Here is a 17760-nt window from a genome sequence, read left to right on the forward strand (position 1 = left end):
AAGGTCAGCGAGCCCACCCCCTCGTGTGCCTCGCCCCCGTACGGTGAGTCTAGTCCCCGTCGCGGGCGCGACTGGACGGGCCCGCCCACACGTCCCCGAACGCGCCGAATGCCCCGTTCGGGAAGGCCCCCGCCACAGGGCGGGGACGCTCGGGCGGGTCAGGGGACGGCGACGACGGGGGTCTCCTCGCGGACGTCCTCGTGGGCGGGCGCGGGGTCGGCGGCCGGGCGCACCTGGTCGGGCGTGCGGCGCCCGCCGCGGCAGAACGCGATGCCGGCGGCCAGGCAGGCCAGCGGCACGGCGGCCAGCGCGTACCGGTAGTCGAACTGCGCGGTCACCGGCGGGACGACGATCAGCACCCCCGACAGCGTCCACGGCAGCAGCGCCAGGCCCGCGCCGCGCCGCCGCCCGGCCCACGCCCAGGCCAGCCCGGCGGCCAGGATCACCCCGAGCATGGTGCCGCGCAGGTAGACGTGCCGCTGGTAGACCTGCATGAACCCGGCGTACGGCTCGACCACGTCGGTGGTGACCCGGCCCGGGTCGTAGGCCTGCAGGGTGGGGATGTGGTGCTCGTCCGGGCGCGCCACCTCGTCCTGGTCGCGGAACAGGTAGTGGCCGTAGGTGAACTCCTCCGGATAGACCGGGTGCCCCCACTGGAAGGTCCGCGCGATGTCGACCACGATCGTCCGGGCGTAGTCGCCGGGCTGCGCCAGCATGGCGCGCTTGGCGAACGACCCGGCCACGCGGTTCTGCTCGACGTTGAACGCGCCGCCCGGGATGCGCCGCACCGGGGCGAACTGGCCCCACACGTACGAGCCGGCCGCCTTGCGCTCGGACGGGTCGGCGGCCACGCACAGCGCGACCTCCTCGGCGGGCGGCTGCATCTTCTCGCAGTCGGCGAACGCCATCACCCGGCTGTACAGGAAGATCCCGGAGCTGCGGGTCATCTCCCAGCGGCCGTGGTGGGAGTGGTACCACTGCAGGTAGCACACGATCGGCAGGAGGCAGGCCGCCACCAGCGACGCCACCGGCCGCCACCCGGCCCGCCGCACCAGCAGGAAGCCCGCCCCGATCAGCAGCAGCGGGATCCCGACCGTGCGGGTCAGCGCGGCCAGCCCCAGCAGCCCGCCCGCCAGCGCGGCGTTGCGGGGGGTGGGCTCGCCCAGCAGCACCGCGACCGAGGCCATCACCAGGAACACGAACAGGGTGTCCGACAGCACCATGTGTTCCAGCTGGATCTGGAACGCGTCGAACAGCACCGGCGCCGCCGCCAGCGACGCGACCCAGCCGGGCGCGTCGAACCGGCGGCGCAGCACCCCGTAGATCAGGACCGCGATGCCCAGCCCCATCAGGTGCTGCAGCGCCGCGACCAGCGCGTAGCTGTGCAGCGGCTCCAGCAGCCGCAGCAGCAGCGGGTAGCCGCTGGGCCGGATCAGCCCGGGCTCCATCCCGACCGCCGACGCCATGTAGTCGTAGGAGTCGGGGAACCACATCACCCAGCGGTAGCCGAGCATGGCGGTCACCCGCAGCCCCACCGCGACCAGCAGCAACGGCAGGAACACCCGGTGCCGCGACAGCGCCTCCCGCAGGCGCGCGGCGTTCACGCGCGTTCTCCCGCGCCGGTACGGCACGACTCCACGCCGCTCAGCGATCTCGCCGACCCCTGTGCGGGCAACGCTCGCAATGCGGCCTCCTGCCTGTCTGGGGAGCCATGACCCCGAACCTGCGCGAGATGTCCACCAGCCCGATGCGCGGGGGTGTGCGCGCGATCGACGACTCCGAACCGGGGGCCGCAGCCGTCCTCCCGGTTCCGCCGGGTACTGGTGATGATATTGGCATCGGCGTCAGGCCGTGCGAATTAGCGCTCAGCGAACCCCAACGACACAGGCAAATCCCCACCCGCAAACGCTCTCACCCGCCCCATCCGGGCACTCCTCCACCAACCGCGCCGCAAAGTGACACGATTCACATCCCGCAAAGACGACGGCCCGCCGCGACCGGAAGGGCGCGGCGGGCCGTGCAGGGCCGGACGTCAGTCGTTCAGCCAGCTCATCATCGGGCGGAGCTTGGCGCCGGTCTGCTCGATCGGGTGGCCGCCCAGCTCCTCGCGGTACTTGAGGTGGTTGGCCTGGCCGCCGTCGAACTCGGCCACCAGCTCCTTGGCGAAGTCGCCGGACTTGATCTCCGCCAGGATCTGCTTCATCGCCTCCTTGGCCTGCGGGGTGATCACGCGCGGGCCGCGGGTGTAGCCGCCGTACTCGGCGGTGTCGGACACCGACCAGTACATCTTCTGGATGCCGCCCTCGTACATGAGGTCGACGATCAGCTTCATCTCGTGCAGGCACTCGAAGTAGGCCACCTCGGGCTGGTAGCCCGCCTCGATCAGGGTCTCGAACCCGGCCTTGATCAGCTCCGAGACGCCGCCGCACAGCACCGCCTGCTCGCCGAACAGGTCGGTCTCGGTCTCCTCGGCGAAGGTGGTCCTGATGCCGCCGGCGCGCAGCCCGCCGATCGCCTTGGCGTACGACAGGGTCAGCGGCCAGGCGTTGCCGGTGGCGTCCTTCTCCACCGCGACCAGCACCGGGACGCCGCGGCCCGCGGTGAACTGGCGGCGCACCAGGTGGCCCGGGCCCTTGGGGGCGACCATCGCGACGTCCACGCCCTCGGGGGCCTCGATCAGGCCGAACCGGATGTTGAGGCCGTGCCCGAAGAACAGCGCGTCGCCCTCGACCAGCGCCGGCCTGATCTCGTTGTTGTACAGGTCGCGCTGGACGTGGTCGGGCGCCAGGATCATGATCAGGTCGGCCTCCTCGGCCGCCTCCGCCGGGGTGACCACCCGCAGGCCGTCCGCCTCGGCCTGCTCGCGGGACCTGGAGCCCTCCTTGAGCCCGACCCGCACGTCCACGCCCGAGTCGCGCAGCGACAGCGCGTGCGCGTGACCCTGGCTGCCGTACCCGATCACGGCCACGTGCCGGCCCTGGATGACGCCCAGGTCGGCGTCGCCGTCGTAGAACATTTCCGCCACTTCGAACTACCTCTCTATGGATGAAGACGCGCTCAGGCGCTGCGGTCCAGGGCGCGCAGGGACCGGTCGGTGATGGAGCGGGCGCCGCGGCCGATGGCCACCATCCCCGACTGGACCAGTTCCTTGATGCCGAACGGCTCCAGCACGCGGATGAGCGCCTCGAGCTTGTCACGGTTGCCGGTGGCCTCGATGGTGACCGCCTCCGGAGCCACGTCGACCACCTTGGCGCGGAACAGCTGGACGGTCTCCAGCACCTGCGACCGGGTCTCGGCGTCGGCCCGCACCTTGATCAGCACCAGTTCGCGCTGCACCGAGGAGGACGGGTCCAGCTCCACGATCTTCAGCACGTTGACCAGCTTGTTGAGCTGCTTGGTGACCTGTTCCAGCGGCAGGTCCTCGACGTTGACCACGATGGTCATCCGGGAGATCTCCGGATGCTCGGTGGTGCCCACCGCCAGCGAGTCGATGTTGAATCCGCGCCGGGAGAACAGCGACGCGACCCGGGCCAGGATGCCCGGCTTGTTCTCCACCAGCACCGAGAGCGTGTGACGGCTCATGGGTCAGTCCCCGTTCTCCCAGTCGGGCGCCATGTCGCGCGCGATCTTGATGTCGTCGTTGCTGGTCCCGGCGGCGACCATGGGCCACACCATGGCGTCCTGGTGGACCAGGAAGTCGATGACCACCGGGGCGTCGTTGATCTCCATCGCCTTGCGGACGGTCTCCTCGACGTCCTCGGCCCGCTCGCAGCGCAGCCCGACGCACCCGTAGGCCTCGGCCAGCTTGACGAAGTCCGGGATCCGCTTGGAGTGCAGGTTGGTGTTGGAGTAGCGCTCGTTGTAGAAGAGCGTCTGCCACTGCCGGACCATGCCCAGGTTGCCGTTGTTGATCACGGCGACCTTGATCGGGATGCCCTCGATGGCGCAGGTGGCCAGCTCCTGGTTGGTCATCTGGAAGCAGCCGTCGCCGTCGATCGCCCACACCTGGGCGTCCGGGGCGGCGACCTTGGCGCCCATCGCCGCCGGGACCGCGTAGCCCATCGTGCCCGCGCCGCCGGAGTTGAGGAACGCCCCCGGCCGCTCGTACTTGATGAACTGGGCCGCCCACATCTGGTGCTGGCCGACGCCCGCCACGTAGTAGGCGTCCGGCCCGACGATCCTCCCGATCTGCTCGATCACGTACTGCGGGGACAGCGAGCCGTCCTCGGGGTGGTCGTAGCCCAGCGGGTAGGTCTCGCGCCAGGCGTTCAGCTGCTTCCACCAGGCGGTGTAGTCGCCGCGCCGGCCGGCCTCGTGCTCGGCCTGCACCGCCACGATCAGGTCGGCGATGACCTCGCGGGCGTCGCCGACGATCGGGACGTCGGCGTGCCGGTTCTTGGAGATCTCGGCCGGGTCGATGTCGGCGTGCACGACCTTGGCGTCGGGGGCGAAGCTGTCCAGCTTGCCGGTCACCCGGTCGTCGAACCGGGCGCCCAGCGCCACCAGCAGGTCCGAGCGCTGCAGCGCGCCGACCGCGCCGACGGTGCCGTGCATGCCGGGCATGCCCATGTGCAGCGGGTGGCTGTCGGGCAGCGCGCCCTTGGCCATCAGGGTGGTGACGACGGGGGCGCCGGTCAGCTCGGCCAGCACCTTCAGCTCGGCCGCCGCGCCCGCCTTGATCACGCCGCCGCCGACGTACAGCACCGGGCGCCTGGCCTCCATCAGCAGCCGGGCCGCCTCGCGGACCTGCTTGGAGTGCGGGCGGGTCACCGGGCGGTAGCCGGGCAGCTGCATCGGCTCGGGCCAGACGAAGTCGAAGGTGGCCTGCAGGGCGTCCTTGGAGATGTCGACCAGGACCGGGCCGGGCCGGCCGGTGGAGGCGATGTGGAACGCCTCGGCGATGGTGCGGCCGATGTCCCGGGCGTCGGTGACCAGGAAGTTGTGCTTGGTGATCGGCATGGTGATGCCGGCGATGTCGGCCTCCTGGAACGCGTCGGTCCCGATGGCCGCGCTGGGCACCTGGCCGGTGATGGCCACCAGCGGCACCGAGTCCATGTAGGCGTCGGAGATGGGGGTGACCAGGTTGGTGGCGCCCGGGCCGCTGGTGGCCATGCACACCCCGACCTTGCCGGTGACCATGGCGTAGCCCTGCGCGGCGTGCCCGGCGCCCTGCTCGTGCCGGACCAGGATGTGCCGCACCTTCCTGGAGTCGAACAGGGGGTCGTAGGCCGGGAGGATCGCTCCCCCGGGGATGCCGAACACGGTGTCGACCCCGACGTTCTCCAGTGCGCGGACCAGCGCCTGAGCTCCCGTCATTCGTTCGGTCGTCATGCCTTTTCCTTGGGTGGGAGAGTGATCCTGGCCAACAAAAAACCCCTCGCGCCGAATGCGGCGAATCGAGGGGAGCGCGCAGGCGAAGCGACTCGGTCAGCCTGCGCGCCGACCAAGTACTACGAGGATCGAGGGGATGCTCTGCACGGGTACACCATCGCCGACTTCCCGACCGGCGTCAAATCCGTGGACGGATCGTCTCGGAATCCGAGACGGGCTCAGCCGGGCGACAGGGCCGGCCCGTGCAGCGGCACCTCCGGGTCGCCGTCCGGTCCCCGCCCGGCGCCGGCCGGGTCGCCGGGACCGGCCAGGCCGGTGAGATTGGTGCGCAGCAGCGCGTCCGCCGGGCCCGCCGCCATCGGCCGGGCCACCAGGAACCCCTGCCCGCGCGGGCACTGCATCTCGCGCAGCAGTTCCAGCTGCTCGGGACGCTCGATGCCCTCGGCCACCACGGTGAGACCGAGATCACGCCCCAGCCGGACGATGGTGCGGGTGAGCAGGGTGAGCGTGTCGTCCCGGCCCAGCCCCGCCACGAACGACGGATCGATCTTGATCACGTCCACCGGGAGCTGCCCCAGATAGGCCAGCGAGGCGTACCCGGTGCCGAAGTCGTCGATGGCCAGCCGCACCCCCAGGTCGCGCAGCTCGGTCAGCCGCCGCACGTTCTGCCCGGCGTCCTCGACCAGCACCTCCTCGCGGACCTCCAGGGTGAGCGCGCTGGGCGGCAGGCCGGTCTCCTCCAGGGCCGCCGCCACCGACTCCACGAACCGCGGGGCGGCGATCTGCCGGGCGGTGAAGTTCACCGACAGGCCCACGTCCCAGGACTCGGCGCGCCAGCGGGCCACCTGGCGGCAGGACTCCCGCAGCACCCAGTCGCCCAGCGGGATCATCAGCCCGGACTCCTCGGCGGGCCGGATGAACTCCTGCGGCGGCACCGACTCGCTGCCGCGCCACCAGCGCACCAGCGCCTCCACCCCGGTCACCCGGGAGGTGGCCAGATCCACCACCGGCTGGAACTCGACGGTGAACTGCTCCTCGGCCAGCGCCCGCTGCAGCTCGGCGCCCAGCTCCAGCCGCCGCACCACGTCGGCGTGCATGTGCGCGGCGAACACCTCCACGCGCCCGCCGCCCAGCTCCTTGGCCCGCGCCATCGCCAGGTCGCCGTTGCGGATCAGGTCGGCCCCGCTCTGCCGGCCGGGCCGCGGCGCCGCTTCCCCGGCCTGGTCGGCCAGGTCGCTGTCGGCGAACGCCAGCCCGACGCTGGCGCTCAGCACCACCTCGCGGCTCCCCGCCCGGTACGGCTCGGCGGTCAGCACCCGCTGCAGCCGCTCGGCCAGCTCCACCGCCGCGCGGGCCTCGTCGGCGTTCTCCACCAGCACGGCGAACTCGTCGCCGCCCCAGCGGGCCACCGTGTCGTCGGCCTGCACGGCGGCGCGCAGCCGGCGGGCGGCCTGGGCCAGGACCTGGTCCCCGGCGGCGTGCCCCGCCGAGTCGTTCACCGCGGTGAACCCGTCGAGGTCGGCGAACACCACCGCGACCCGGCCGGACGCGGCCTCCCGGGACAGCACCTCGCGGACGCGTTCCTCGAAGTAGGCCCGGTTGGGCAGCCCGGTCAGGCCGTCGTGGAACGTCAGATGGGTGACCTGGCGCTGCAGCGCCGCCTGCTCGGACAGGTCGCGGGTGGTCACCAGCACCCGCGAGGAGGTGTACCGGGAGACGGTGGACTCGGTGGGCAGCCAGGTGCCGTCGGCGGCGCGCACCCGGCAGGCCACCCGCAGCGCCGCCCGGTCCGAGGCCAGGAACTCGCCGTAGACCTCCTCCAGGTGCGGCAGGTCCTCGGGGTGCACCAGCTCGGTCAGTCCCCGGCCGACCAGGTCGTCGGGCTCGTGGCCGTAGACCTGGCGGGCGCGGTCGGACACGTACTGGATCCCGCCGGTCAGGTCGCAGATCAGCACCACGTCGTTGATGCTGTCGGCGAGCGCCCGGAAGTGCTCCTCACCGGCCTCGACCGCGTGCCGCAGCCCGTCGTTCTCGCGCAGCAGCCCGGCCAGCCGGGCCAGCAGCACCAGCACCGCGGATCCGGCGACGATCGTGACCACCGGCTCCATGCCCCGGCTGCCGGTCAGCGAGTGGCCCGCGACGAACAGCGCGGACGCCGCCGCCACCGCCGCCGGGGTGAGCCCGGGGCCGATCATGCGGCCGTAGGGGACGGCGGGCTCGGTGTCGTCGGCGGCCTCGTCCGGGGAGGTGCGCGGGCGTTCCACGGCGGGCATCGGGCGGATCCAGGGGGCCAGGCCGAGCAGCAGCAGGCCCGCCACCCGCGGGATGTCGCCCGGGTCTCCGGGCGACGCGTCGCCGCGCAGCCGGGCGATCATGGAGGCGATGTCGGCCGCCACGAACGCCACCAGCGCCAGGTAGGCCGTCCACACCCCGGCCCGGTAGGCGCGGGCCGCGCCCAGCACGAACGGCAGCGCACCGCACACCAGCATCGTCCCGACCAGCGGGTACAGCAGCTCCAGCACGAACTCGGCGGGCGACTCCCCCGACAGGTGGTACAGCCGGTCGAACTCGGCCACCCAGCCGAACACGAACAGCGCGGCCACGCACACGTAGGTGTCGGCGACGTAGCGGGTCCAGGTCCCCACGTCCCTCGGCAGCCGGATCGGCACGACGAAGCCGGTGGTCAGCGCGGCTATCGCGGCCAGGTAGAACAGGTCCGCCAGCGACAGCGCCTCGGTGGCGCTGCCCAGCAGGCCGGGCGAGACCAGATCGGTCGCGGCGCCCGCCAGCCAGCAGGCGGCGGCTATCGCCAACCAGCTCCAGCAGTCGCGCCGGGGATCCCGGCGGCGGGGACGGTCCTCGGCGCCGCCGCGTCCCGGCCGCAGCGGCAGCGGGACCACCGCGGCCAGCAGCGAGCCGACCGCCGCGACGGCCACGGCCGTCTCCGCCCAGCCGGGCAGGACGGTGCCGCCCCAGCCCAGCAGGGACCCGGCGGCGAACAGGACCACGGCCAGCGCGACCGCGCCGATCGGCACCACACGAGGCGGAAACCGCCTGGCGCTCTCGCCGCTCATCCGCCGCTCGCTCTCTGCTGTCCGGACCGTCGGCCCCCCGAGGGACCACGGCGTCGACCGTCACCGACATCAACGCAACCGGTGCGCAAGATCGTGCCCGGCGGTGCCGTCCGTGTCAGGGAAGGCCCATGGTCTCCTGTTCGGGACGGGGTCGCCCCGTCCTTGGGGCGCCGGGCACCGGCCAGGCCGGCGGCGTCGTCTGCACCGTGGTTCCGCTGCGGGATCACCGTGATGCTCAATGTACGTTCCGTAGGTCACGGAGCGATTGAGGCTCAGCGTCCACCCGGCTTCAACGATCCCCGTCCGGGCGCCGTTTCCGGGGACTTGATCATCTCCCGCCGGGCCGTAGTCCAGGTCGGTTTTTTACCTTCCGTGACCAACCCGTGAGGCCGGGACGGACGGACCGGCGACCGTGTTGCGCAGCGGCTCCCCCGCCAGGTACCGGGCGGCCTGCTCGCGCACCAACCAGGCGATGCGGCGGACCGAGGCCGGGGTGGAGCCGGCGACGTGCGGGGTGATGAACACGCCGGGACACCGCCACAGGGGGTGGTCGGGCGGCAGCGGCTCGGGGTCGGTGACGTCGAGGGCGGCGCGCAACCGGCCCCGGGAGGTCTCGGCGACCAGCGCGCCGGTGTCCACCACGCCGCCGCGGGCGGCGTTGACCAGGAGCGCGCCGTCCTTCATGCGGGCCAGCACCTCCGCGTCGATCATGCCTCTGGTCTGCTCGTTCGCCGGTACGAGCAGCACCACCACGTCGGCGTGGCCGATCAGCTCGGGCAGTTCGTCCACCCCGTGCACGCCCTCGCGGGCCCTGCTCGCCACCCGGGTGATCTGCACCTCGAACGGGGCGAGGCGGCGTTCCACGGCCTGCCCGATCGAGCCGTACCCGACCAGCAGCACACGGGAGTCGGCGAGCGCGGCCGTCTGGCGGTAGGCCCAGCGGCCCTCCCGCTGGGCGGCGGCGAACTCGGGGAACTCCCGCAGCGCGGCGATGATCGCGCCGACCGCCCACTCGGCGGTGCCCGCGTCGTGCGCGCCGCGGGCGTTGCACAGCGTGACGCCCTCCGGCAGGTGCGGTTCGACGTGCTCGAACCCGGCGGTCTGCAACTGCACCACCCGCAGCCGTGGCATCCGCGCCATCACCTCCAGACCCGCCGGTGAGGGCATCAGCACCGGAACGTAGAACTCGACGTCCTCGATCGAGCCGGGCGCCGGCCCGTCGGCCCACACCTCGACGGTCACGCCGGGCAGGTCCCGTACCGCCTCGGCGATCTCGGGGCGGGCCACCCACAGTGTCGTCGTCATGATCCGGATCGTACGGTCGGAACCACCCGGGTCCGGCATCCGTATGTCAGGGTGACGGGAAGGGGGTCGCCCATGTCCATGTCCATCGGCAGGCGCGGCGCCGTCGCGCTCGGCGCGGCGGCGGTCGTGCTGGCCGGATGCGCGTCCGATCCGGAGGGCGGTGCGCGGACCCCGCCTCCGCTGCCGACCGCCACCACCGGCGGCGGTTCCCCCGCCCCCGGCACCACGGCCGCCGCGCCCGGACGGCCGCGCACGCTGGCGACGGGGCTGCGGACGCCGTGGGCGATCGCGTTCCTGCCGGACGGCAACGCGCTGGTCACCGAACGGGACACGGCCCGGCTGCTGCGGGTGACGCCGCAGGGGCGGGTGACCCCGGTCGGCGAGGTCCCGGGCGTGCGGCCGGGCGGCGAAGGCGGCCTGATGGGGGTCGCGGTGTCCCCGTCCTATGACCGTGACCGGTACGTGTACCTGTACTTCACGGCCGCCGACGACAACCGGGTGGTGCGGTTCCGTTACGACGGGCGGTCGCTGGGCGAGCCGCGGCCGATCGTCACGGGCATCCCCAAGGGCTCCAACCACAACGGCGGGCGGATCGCGTTCGGGCCGGACCGGCTGCTCTACGTCGCGACCGGCGAGGTCTACCGGACCGAGCTGGCGCAGGACCGGGGGTCGCTGGGCGGCAAGATCCTGCGGGTCACCCCGGACGGCAGGCCCGCCCCCGGCAATCCCTTCTCGTCCCCCGTCTGGTCGTACGGGCACCGCAACGTCCAAGGGCTGGCCTGGGACGAGCGGAGACGGCTGTACGCCGCCGAGTTCGGGCAGGACCGCTTCGACGAGATCAACCTGATCGAGCGGGGCCGCAACTACGGGTGGCCGCGGGTGGAGGGCGTGCAGGCGGGCGGCGGCGACCGCTACACCGACCCGCTGCTGACCTGGACCACCGACGAGGCGTCACCGTCCGGCCTGGCGTACGCCGACGGCTCCCTGTGGGCGGCCGGGCTGCGGGGGAAGCGGCTGTGGCAGGTCCCGGTCGGCCCGGACGGCCGGGCGGGCCGGCCGATCGCGCACTACGAGGGCGAGTACGGCCGCCTGCGCGCCGTCGTGCGCGCCCCCGACGGGGCGCTGTGGCTCACCACCAGCAACCACGACGGCCGCGGCACCCCGGCCGAGGAGGACGACCGCATCCTGGTCATCCCCCTCGGCTGAGCCGCCCGTGCGACGCCTCGTCTCCGTGCGGAGCCACGGCCGCGCGGAGCATGCGATCAGGAGACGCCGAGCTTCTCCAGGATCAGCTCGCGGGCGCGGGCGGCGTCGGCCTGACCCCGGGTGGCCTTCATGACCGCGCCGACCAGGGCGCCGGCGGCGGCGACCTTGCCGGAGCGGACCTTGTCGGCGGCGGCGGCGTTGTCGGCGATCACCTGGTCGACGATCGCGGCCAGCTCGCCCTCGTCGCTGACGACCTTGAGGCCGCGGGCGGCCACCACCTGGTCGGGGTCGCCCTCGCCGGCCAGCACGCCCTCGAAGACCTGGCGGGCCAGCTTGTCGTTGAGGGAGCCCTCGTCGATCAGCGCCTGGATGCGGGCGACCTGCTCGGGGGCGATCGGCAGCTCCGGCAGCTCCACGCCCTGCTCGGTGGCGCGGCGCGACAGCTCGTTCATCCACCACTTGCGGGCCGGGCCGGGGGCGCAGCCGGCCTTGACGGTGTCCTCGATGAGGTCGAGGGCCCCGGCGTTGACCACGTCCCGCAGCTCCAGGTCGGTCAGGCCCCACTCGGCCTGCACCCGGCGGCGGCGCGCGGCGGGCAGCTCCGGCAGGCTCGCCCGCAGTTCCTCCACCCACTCGCGGGACGGCGCCATCGGCACCAGGTCCGGCTCGGGGAAGTAGCGGTAGTCCTGCGCCTCCTCCTTGCTGCGCCCGCTGGTGGTGGTGCCGGTGTCCTCGTGGAAGTGCCGGGTCTCCTGGACCACCTTGCCGCCGGAGTCCAGCACCGCGGCCTGCCGTTCGATCTCGTGGCGGACCGCCCGCTCGATCGAGCGCAGCGAGTTGACGTTCTTGGTCTCGGTGCGGGTGCCCCACTCGGAGGAGCCGCGCGGCATCAGCGACACGTTGATGTCGCAGCGCATGGAGCCCTCCTCCATGCGCACGTCGGACACGCCGATGGCGCGGACCAGCTCGCGCAGCTCGGTGGCGTAGGCGCGGGCGACCAGGGGGGCCTTGTCGCCGGTGGCGACGATCGGCTTGGTGACGATCTCCACCAGCGGGATCCCGGCCCGGTTGTAGTCCACCAGGGAGAAGTCGGCGCCGTGGATCCGGCCGGTGGCGCCGCCGACGTGCAGCGACTTGCCGGTGTCCTCCTCCATGTGGACCCGCTCGATCTCCACCCGGAACGTCTCGCCGTCGACCTCCACGTCCAGGTACCCGTCGACGCACAGCGGCTCGTCGTACTGGGAGATCTGGAAGTTCTTCGGCATGTCCGGATAGAAGTAGTTCTTGCGGGCGAACCGGCACCACTCCACGATGGTGCAGTTCAGCGCGAGGCCGATCTTGATGATCCCCTCGATCGCCGCCCTGTTGGTGACCGGCAGCGCCCCCGGCAGGCCCAGGCACACCGGGCACACCTGGGTGTTGGGCGGCGCACCGAACGTGGTCGGGCACCCGCAGAACATCTTGGAGGCGGTGCCCAGCTCGATGTGGGTCTCCACGCCCAGCACCGGCTCGTACCTGGCCAGCGCCTCCTCGTACGGCACCAGGGTCGTGCTCATCGGTCAGCCTCCGCGAGCTCGGGGGCCTTGGCCAGCAGGGGGCCGCCCCAGCGGTCTTCCAGGGCCTTCTCCACGGCGGCGCCGACGCGGTAGACGCGGTCGTCGGCCAGGGTGGGGGCCATCACCTGCAGACCCACCGGCAGCCCGTCCTCCTCCGCCAGGCCGCAGGGAACGGAGATGGCGGCGTTGCCGGCCAGGTTGGACGGGATGGTGGCCAGGTCGGCCAGGTACATCGCCATCGGGTCGTCCACGCGGTCGCCGATCGGGAACGCGGTGGTCGGCGTGGTGGGCGACACCAGCACGTCCACCTGCTCGAACGCGGCCTCGAAGTCGCGGATGATCAGGGTGCGGACCTGCTGGGCCTTGCCGTAGTAGGCGTCGTAGTAGCCCGACGACAGCGCGTACGTGCCGAGCATGATGCGCCGCTTGACCTCAGGACCGAAGCCCTCGGCGCGGGTGAGGGCCATGACCTCCTCGGCGCTGCGGGCGCCGTCGTCGCCGATCCGCAGGCCGTACCGCATCGCGTCGAAGCGGGCCAGGTTGGACGAGCACTCCGACGGCGCGATCAGGTAGTAGGCGGGCAGCGCGTAGGTGAAGTGCGGGCAGGACACCTCGGTGACCTTGGCGCCCAGCGACTCCAGCAGTTCCACGGCCTCGTTGAAGCGGGCCTGCACGCCCGGCTGGAAGCCCTCGCCGCCGAGTTCCCTGACCACGCCGATCCGCAGCCCGGCCACGTCGGCGCGGCGGGCGGCCTCGACCACCGGCGGCACCGGGTGGTCGATGGAGGTGGAGTCCATCGGGTCGTGCCCGGAGAACGCCTCGTGCAGCAGCGCCGCGTCCAGCACGGTGCGGGCGAACGGGCCCGGGGTGTCCAGCGAGGACGCGAACGCGATCAGCCCGTACCGGGAGGAGCCGCCGTAGGTGGGCTTGGTGCCGACGATGCCGGTGACCGCGGCGGGCTGCCTGATGGAGCCGCCGGTGTCGGTGCCGGTGGCCAGCGGCGCCTCGTAGGCGGCGACCGCGGCCGACGAGCCGCCGGACGAGCCGCCGGGGATGCGGTCCAGGTTCCACGGGTTGCGGGTGGGGCCGAACGCGCTGTTCTCGGTGGACGAGCCCATCGCGAACTCGTCCATGTTGGTCTTGCCGATGATCACCAGCCCGGCCTCGCGCAGCCGCCGGGTGATGGTGGCGTCGTACGGCGGCCGCCAGCCCTCCAGGATCTTCGACCCGGCGGTGGTGGGCATGTCGGCGGTGGTGAACACGTCCTTGTGCGCGATCGGCACCCCGGCCAGCGGGCCGAGGCGCTCACCGGCGGCGCGCCGCTCGTCCACCGCGCGCGCCTGCGCCAGCGCGGTCTCGGCGTCCACGTGCAGGAACGCCTTGATCCGGCCGTCCACCGCGGTGATCCGGTCCAGGTGCGCCTGGGCGACCTCCACCGCCGAGACCTGGCCGGAGGCGATCAGCTCCGCCAGCTCGGCGGCGGTCCTGCGGGTCAGCTCGCTGCTCATGTCAGGCCTCCTCCCCCAGGATCCGCGGCACCCGGAACCGCTGGTCCTCGGCCGCGGGCGCCCCGGCCAGCGCCTGCTCGGGGGCGAGCGACGGCCGCACCTCGTCGGGCCGGAACACGTTGGTCAGCGGCAGCGCGTGCGAGGTCGGCGGGATGTCCTCCGCCGCGACCTCCTGCACCCGCGCGACCGCGGAGATGATCACATCGAGCTGGGCGGCGAGGTGGTCGAGCTCGTCCTCGCCCAGCGCCAGCCTGGACAGCCGGGCGAGATGCGCCACCTCGTCACGGGTGATGGCAGCCCCGCCACGGGCTTCGCCCGCGGCGGGGCTGCCGGCGGCGTGCTTTTCAGACATGTGGAAGCCGTTTCTGCGTTCGATCAGGTTCCTGGCCATCCTATGGGCCCCGGCGGCCGGCCTCCGAACCCTTTACCCGGGATCACACGCCCGGGGCCGCCCCGTTTGAGACGCGCCCAGCGGGAACGGTGATCCCAGACCCCGAGCACGAGAGGAGAGCCCCGTGACCATCGGAGGCAGCCTCGCCCTCATCATCATCGGCGCGATCCTGGCCTACGCCGTCGAGTACGACATCAGCGGCCTGGACATCAAGGTCGTCGGCGTCATCCTCATGGTCGGCGGCCTGGTGGGCCTGGTCATCGGCCTGATCCGGCTGGCCAGCGCCCGTCGCCGCACCGCTCCCCCGCCCGGCGCCCACGTCCGCGAGGAGCGCTACTACGAAGAGCCCACCACCTACGACGACCCGGCCCGCCGCCGCGGCTACTGACCGGCCCGGTCCCCCGCCCGCGCCGACCGCATCCACCGCCGCCGCACCGTCGACGGCGGTGCGGTCGTGCGCGCCGCCCACCGGCGGCGCGCCCTACATCACCGCCCCGCTCACGGACACTCCGCAGGCGGCTTCGAAGCAAGACAGCCGCCGGTGACGCGTCCACAACCTTGCACGGACACCCCGCAGGCGACTCTGTGAACCGGGCACCCGGCGGCGCGCTCTGCTCGCGGGCGGACGGCCGCGGGCGGCTCTGAGCCGGGACGGCGGCTAGCGGTGTGCTCTCGCGCGGGCGCCCGGCCGGTGACGGGACGCACGGCGTGCGTCCCGTCGGCGTGGTGCGGTCAGGTGGGCTGGCCGGGCTGCTGGTGACCCGGCTGGGGCTGCGGGGCCATGCCGGGCTGCGGGTAGTACATGGGCTGCTGGGGCTGGTGCTGGGGGGCGGCGCCGGGGGGCAGGATCACGCGCTGCTGGGTGCCGGGGAGGGTGGGCATTCCGGCCATGGCCCCGGCGGCGATGATGCTGGCGGAGATCGACCCGAGGCCCAGCACGATCGCGGCGGCGATGCTCTCGGTCGGGTTCTCGCCCTCCTCGACCGGGATGTTGATCGCGGCGAAGAAGCCCAGGGCTATCGCGGCCAGCAGGAACAGGGCGAAGATGAGGCCACGGCTGGCCTGGTTCATCGGCGTTACCTCCGGGAGGGTGTCGGGGGGTCAGGCGGCCGGCTCCGGGGCCCGTTCCATGGTGCGGCGGAGCCAGTCGGTGGCGGCGCCGGCGTCCATCGGGCGGCCGAACAGCCAGCCCTGGGCCGCGTCGCAGCCGAGGTCGCGCAGGTGCTGGGCGGTCGTGGCGTCCTCAACGCCCTCGGCGACCGAGCGCAGGCCCAGCGTGCGGGCCAGTTCGACGATGGAGCGGACGATCACGGCGTCGTCGGCGCAGTCCGCCAGCCGGGACACGAACGAGGAGTCTATCTTGATCTCCTCCACCGGCAGGCGTTTCAGGCTGACCAGAGAGGACCGCCCGGTGCCGTAGTCGTCCAGGGCGAGCCGCACGCCGAGCCGGGCCAGGCCGTCCAGGGTCTCGGCGGCGTAGGCGGGATCGTGGGTGAGGACCCGCTCGGTGATCTCCAGTTGCAGGGCGCCGGGCGGCAGGCCGTGCCGGGCCAGCCCGGCGGCGACGGTCTCGGCGAACCCCACGTCCAGCAGGTCGCGGGCCGAGACGTTCACCGCGACCCGCACGGTCAGGCCCTCCCGCCACCAGGCGGCGAGCTGGGTCAGCGCGGAGTCCAGCACGTACTGGCCGATCGAGCGCATCAGGTAGGTCTGCTCGGCGACCGGCAGGAACGCGTCCGGGCCGAGCAGCCCGCGGTCGGGATGCCGCCAGCGCAGCAGCGCCTCCAGGCCGACCGGCGGCCCGCCGGCCAGCGGCACCTTGGGCTGGTAGTGCAGCTCCAGCTCACCGCGGTCGACGGCGCGCCGCAGGTCCCCGAGCATGCCGAGGCGGACCGGGGAGTTGCGGTCCTTGGCCGGGCTGTAGACCTCCACGCCGGTGCGGTTGACCTTGGCCTCGTACATCGCCACGTCGGCGCGCTGCACCAGCAGGCCGTAGTCGGGGGCGTGGTCGGGGTAGAGGGCGATGCCGACGCTGGCCTCCAGGTCGAACGACAGGCCCTCCAGCCGCACCGGCTCGCCGAGCGCCACCCGCAGCCGGGCGGCGACCTCGCGGGCGGCCTGCTCGTCGCGGATGGACGGCAGCAGCACCGCGAACTCGTCCCCGCCGAGCCGGGCCACCAGGTCGCCGGGCCGCACGCTGTGCGTCAGCCGGTGCGCCACGATCTGCAGCAGCCGGTCCCCGGTGGGATGCCCCAGGGTGTCGTTGACCTCCTTGAACCGGTCCAGGTCCAGCAGGAACAGCCCGACCCGCCGCCGGCCGGACCGGTCGGCGCGGGCCGCCGCCAGCGCCTCCTCGGTGCGCAGGGTCAGCAGCTTGCGGTTGGGCAGCCCGGTCAGCCCGTCGTGGCGGGCCTGGTGCTCGCGGCGCACCGACACCGAGGCGTTCAGGTAGACCGCCACGAACGGCAGCGCGATCAGCGGGACGAACGCCGCCGACCGGTCCATGGTGACCACCACCAGCGGGGCCAGCGCCAGCAGCGCCACGTGCACCAGCACCTGGTAGCCCAGGTCCCAGCGGAGCGTCTTGAGCAGCGAGGCGCGTTCGTGCAGCGCCACCGCGGTGCACACGAACAGGTCGTTGCACACGAAGTAGGCCGCGCCGGCCAGCGCGATGGGCGGCAGGTCGCCCCCCTCGGGCACCCACAGCCGGCCGGGCGCGGCGGCGGCGCTGATCCCGAACGCGCGCAGCACCAGCGCGGCGGCGGTCAGGCTGAGGGTGAACTGGGCGACGTTGAAGGCGATCCGGTGCGCGGCGTGCCGGCGGAAGACCCCGCAGACGACCACGGCCAGGGTCTGCAGCAGGGCGGCCACCGGCAGGCCGGCGTACAGCAGCGCGGCGAAGGAGAAGGTGGTGGAGGTGGTCGCCCCGCTGTGCTCGGCGGACCCGGCCGTGACGATCGGCCGCAGCTCGCCGAACACGATGAAGCCGGCCAGGATCCAGAACACCGGGTTGGCGGCCAGCGCGTCGAGATCGGCCCGGGTGGTGCCGTGCATCGCCACGGCGAACGCGGCCGCCCCGACGCCGATGACCGCGACGAAGTAGATCCACAGCGGGGATCCGCGCCGCGGCCTCGTGTTCCGCGTGTTGTTGGGGTCCTTCATCACGGCCTCGAGGAGGGGACGAGTGGGATGGTGAGGAGGGTACGACCTTCGGTCGACTTCGCGAAACCGGTTGGGTACGTTGCGTTATGGGGCAACCTCACCCGATCGCACCGATCATCACCATTGGGTAGTTACACCATACCGTTGGGTAATCTCCGGGCGCTCGTCCTCGCGCAACCTCGAGACGGCGGCGCGCCGACCCGTGGACCCGCGCCGCCCGACCCCCG

General features: G+C 73.0%; 13 protein-coding genes. 2 read left to right on the forward strand and 11 right to left on the reverse strand.

Annotated features, from left to right (window positions below):
* Positions 1 to 158: 158 nt before the first annotated feature.
* The 6 genes from HNR21_RS30940 to HNR21_RS30965 form a co-directional block, all read right to left on the reverse strand.
* Positions 159 to 1604: a hypothetical protein gene (locus HNR21_RS30940; protein WP_182707935.1), complete on the reverse strand. Its 1446-nt coding sequence runs from the start codon at positions 1602 to 1604 to the stop codon at positions 159 to 161.
* Between the two features lie 428 nt (positions 1605 to 2032).
* Positions 2033 to 3016 (reverse strand): ketol-acid reductoisomerase, encoded by a 984-nt coding sequence (gene ilvC, locus HNR21_RS30945; RefSeq protein ID WP_182708922.1) that lies wholly within the window; start codon positions 3014 to 3016, stop codon positions 2033 to 2035.
* A 41-nt stretch (positions 3017 to 3057) separates the two neighbouring features.
* Positions 3058 to 3582 carry an acetolactate synthase small subunit gene (gene ilvN, locus HNR21_RS30950; RefSeq protein WP_119729172.1) on the reverse strand — a complete coding sequence of 175 codons (525 nt, stop codon included), beginning with the start codon at positions 3580 to 3582 and terminating at the stop codon, positions 3058 to 3060.
* A gap of 3 nt (positions 3583 to 3585) precedes the next feature.
* Complete coding sequence (locus HNR21_RS30955) at positions 3586 to 5388, reverse strand: acetolactate synthase large subunit (RefSeq protein WP_312881596.1); 1803 nt, start codon at positions 5386 to 5388, stop codon at positions 3586 to 3588.
* 161 nt (positions 5389 to 5549) lie between these two features.
* Positions 5550 to 8405 carry a putative bifunctional diguanylate cyclase/phosphodiesterase gene (locus HNR21_RS30960; protein ID WP_182707937.1) on the reverse strand — a complete coding sequence of 952 codons (2856 nt, stop codon included), beginning with the start codon at positions 8403 to 8405 and terminating at the stop codon, positions 5550 to 5552.
* A gap of 363 nt (positions 8406 to 8768) precedes the next feature.
* Complete coding sequence (locus tag HNR21_RS30965) at positions 8769 to 9710, reverse strand: 2-hydroxyacid dehydrogenase (protein WP_182707938.1); 942 nt, start codon at positions 9708 to 9710, stop codon at positions 8769 to 8771.
* 78 nt (positions 9711 to 9788) lie between these two features.
* On the opposite strand from HNR21_RS30965, the gene HNR21_RS30970 reads away from it, so the two are divergent.
* On the forward strand, positions 9789 to 10916 hold the full coding sequence (locus HNR21_RS30970; RefSeq protein ID WP_182708923.1) for a PQQ-dependent sugar dehydrogenase: 1128 nt from the start codon (positions 9789 to 9791) through the stop codon (positions 10914 to 10916).
* Positions 10917 to 10972: 56 nt separating this feature from the next.
* Here the strand turns inward: HNR21_RS30970 and gatB are convergent, their stop codons facing one another.
* The 3 genes from gatB to gatC are packed head-to-tail and all read right to left on the reverse strand — an operon-like array spanning position 10973 to position 14332.
* Positions 10973 to 12472, reverse strand: coding sequence for an Asp-tRNA(Asn)/Glu-tRNA(Gln) amidotransferase subunit GatB (gatB, locus tag HNR21_RS30975; RefSeq protein ID WP_182707939.1), 1500 nt, complete (start codon positions 12470 to 12472; stop codon positions 10973 to 10975).
* Positions 12469 to 13980 (reverse strand): Asp-tRNA(Asn)/Glu-tRNA(Gln) amidotransferase subunit GatA, encoded by a 1512-nt coding sequence (gatA, locus tag HNR21_RS30980; protein WP_182707940.1) that lies wholly within the window; start codon positions 13978 to 13980, stop codon positions 12469 to 12471. The genes gatB and gatA overlap by 4 nt, the downstream gene beginning before the upstream one ends.
* Before the next feature lies 1 nt (position 13981).
* On the reverse strand, positions 13982 to 14332 hold the full coding sequence (gatC, locus tag HNR21_RS30985; protein WP_119729168.1) for an Asp-tRNA(Asn)/Glu-tRNA(Gln) amidotransferase subunit GatC: 351 nt from the start codon (positions 14330 to 14332) through the stop codon (positions 13982 to 13984).
* Positions 14333 to 14495: 163 nt separating this feature from the next.
* Between gatC and HNR21_RS30990 the strand changes: the two genes are divergently transcribed.
* The gene (locus HNR21_RS30990) at positions 14496 to 14759 is read left to right on the forward strand and encodes a DUF6458 family protein (protein WP_119729167.1); all 264 of its coding nucleotides are present in this window, start codon (positions 14496 to 14498) and stop codon (positions 14757 to 14759) included.
* 344 nt (positions 14760 to 15103) lie between these two features.
* Here the strand turns inward: HNR21_RS30990 and HNR21_RS30995 are convergent, their stop codons facing one another.
* Both HNR21_RS30995 and HNR21_RS31000 read right to left on the reverse strand, forming a co-directional pair.
* Entirely contained in the window at positions 15104 to 15442 is a 339-nt protein-coding gene (locus tag HNR21_RS30995) for a hypothetical protein (protein ID WP_182707941.1), read from the reverse strand.
* 30 nt (positions 15443 to 15472) lie between these two features.
* A complete protein-coding gene (locus HNR21_RS31000) occupies positions 15473 to 17533 on the reverse strand; it encodes a putative bifunctional diguanylate cyclase/phosphodiesterase (protein WP_182707942.1) in 2061 nt (686 codons plus the stop codon).
* Positions 17534 to 17760 lie beyond the last annotated feature (227 nt).

Source organism: Thermomonospora cellulosilytica (genome assembly GCF_014138835.1).
In the GTDB taxonomy this organism is placed as follows: Bacteria; Actinomycetota; Actinomycetes; order Streptosporangiales; family Streptosporangiaceae; genus Thermomonospora; species Thermomonospora amylolytica.

Bases quoted from the DNA above. Each gene is read 5' to 3' on its own strand.
- HNR21_RS30965 (WP_182707938.1), bottom strand. From the start codon at position 9,710: ATGACGACGACACTGTGGGTGGCCCGCCCCGAGATCGCCGAGGCGGTA.
- HNR21_RS30960 (WP_182707937.1), bottom strand. From the start codon at position 8,405: ATGAGCGGCGAGAGCGCCAGGCGGTTTCCGCCTCGTGTGGTGCCGATC.
- HNR21_RS30970 (WP_182708923.1), top strand. From the start codon at position 9,789: ATGTCCATCGGCAGGCGCGGCGCCGTCGCGCTCGGCGCGGCGGCGGTC.
- gatA (WP_182707940.1), bottom strand. From the start codon at position 13,980: ATGAGCAGCGAGCTGACCCGCAGGACCGCCGCCGAGCTGGCGGAGCTG.
- ilvC (WP_182708922.1), bottom strand. From the start codon at position 3,016: ATGTTCTACGACGGCGACGCCGACCTGGGCGTCATCCAGGGCCGGCAC.
- ilvN (WP_119729172.1), bottom strand. From the start codon at position 3,582: ATGAGCCGTCACACGCTCTCGGTGCTGGTGGAGAACAAGCCGGGCATC.
- HNR21_RS30995 (WP_182707941.1), bottom strand. From the start codon at position 15,442: ATGAACCAGGCCAGCCGTGGCCTCATCTTCGCCCTGTTCCTGCTGGCC.
- gatB (WP_182707939.1), bottom strand. From the start codon at position 12,472: ATGAGCACGACCCTGGTGCCGTACGAGGAGGCGCTGGCCAGGTACGAG.
- gatC (WP_119729168.1), bottom strand. From the start codon at position 14,332: ATGTCTGAAAAGCACGCCGCCGGCAGCCCCGCCGCGGGCGAAGCCCGT.
- HNR21_RS31000 (WP_182707942.1), bottom strand. From the start codon at position 17,533: ATGAAGGACCCCAACAACACGCGGAACACGAGGCCGCGGCGCGGATCC.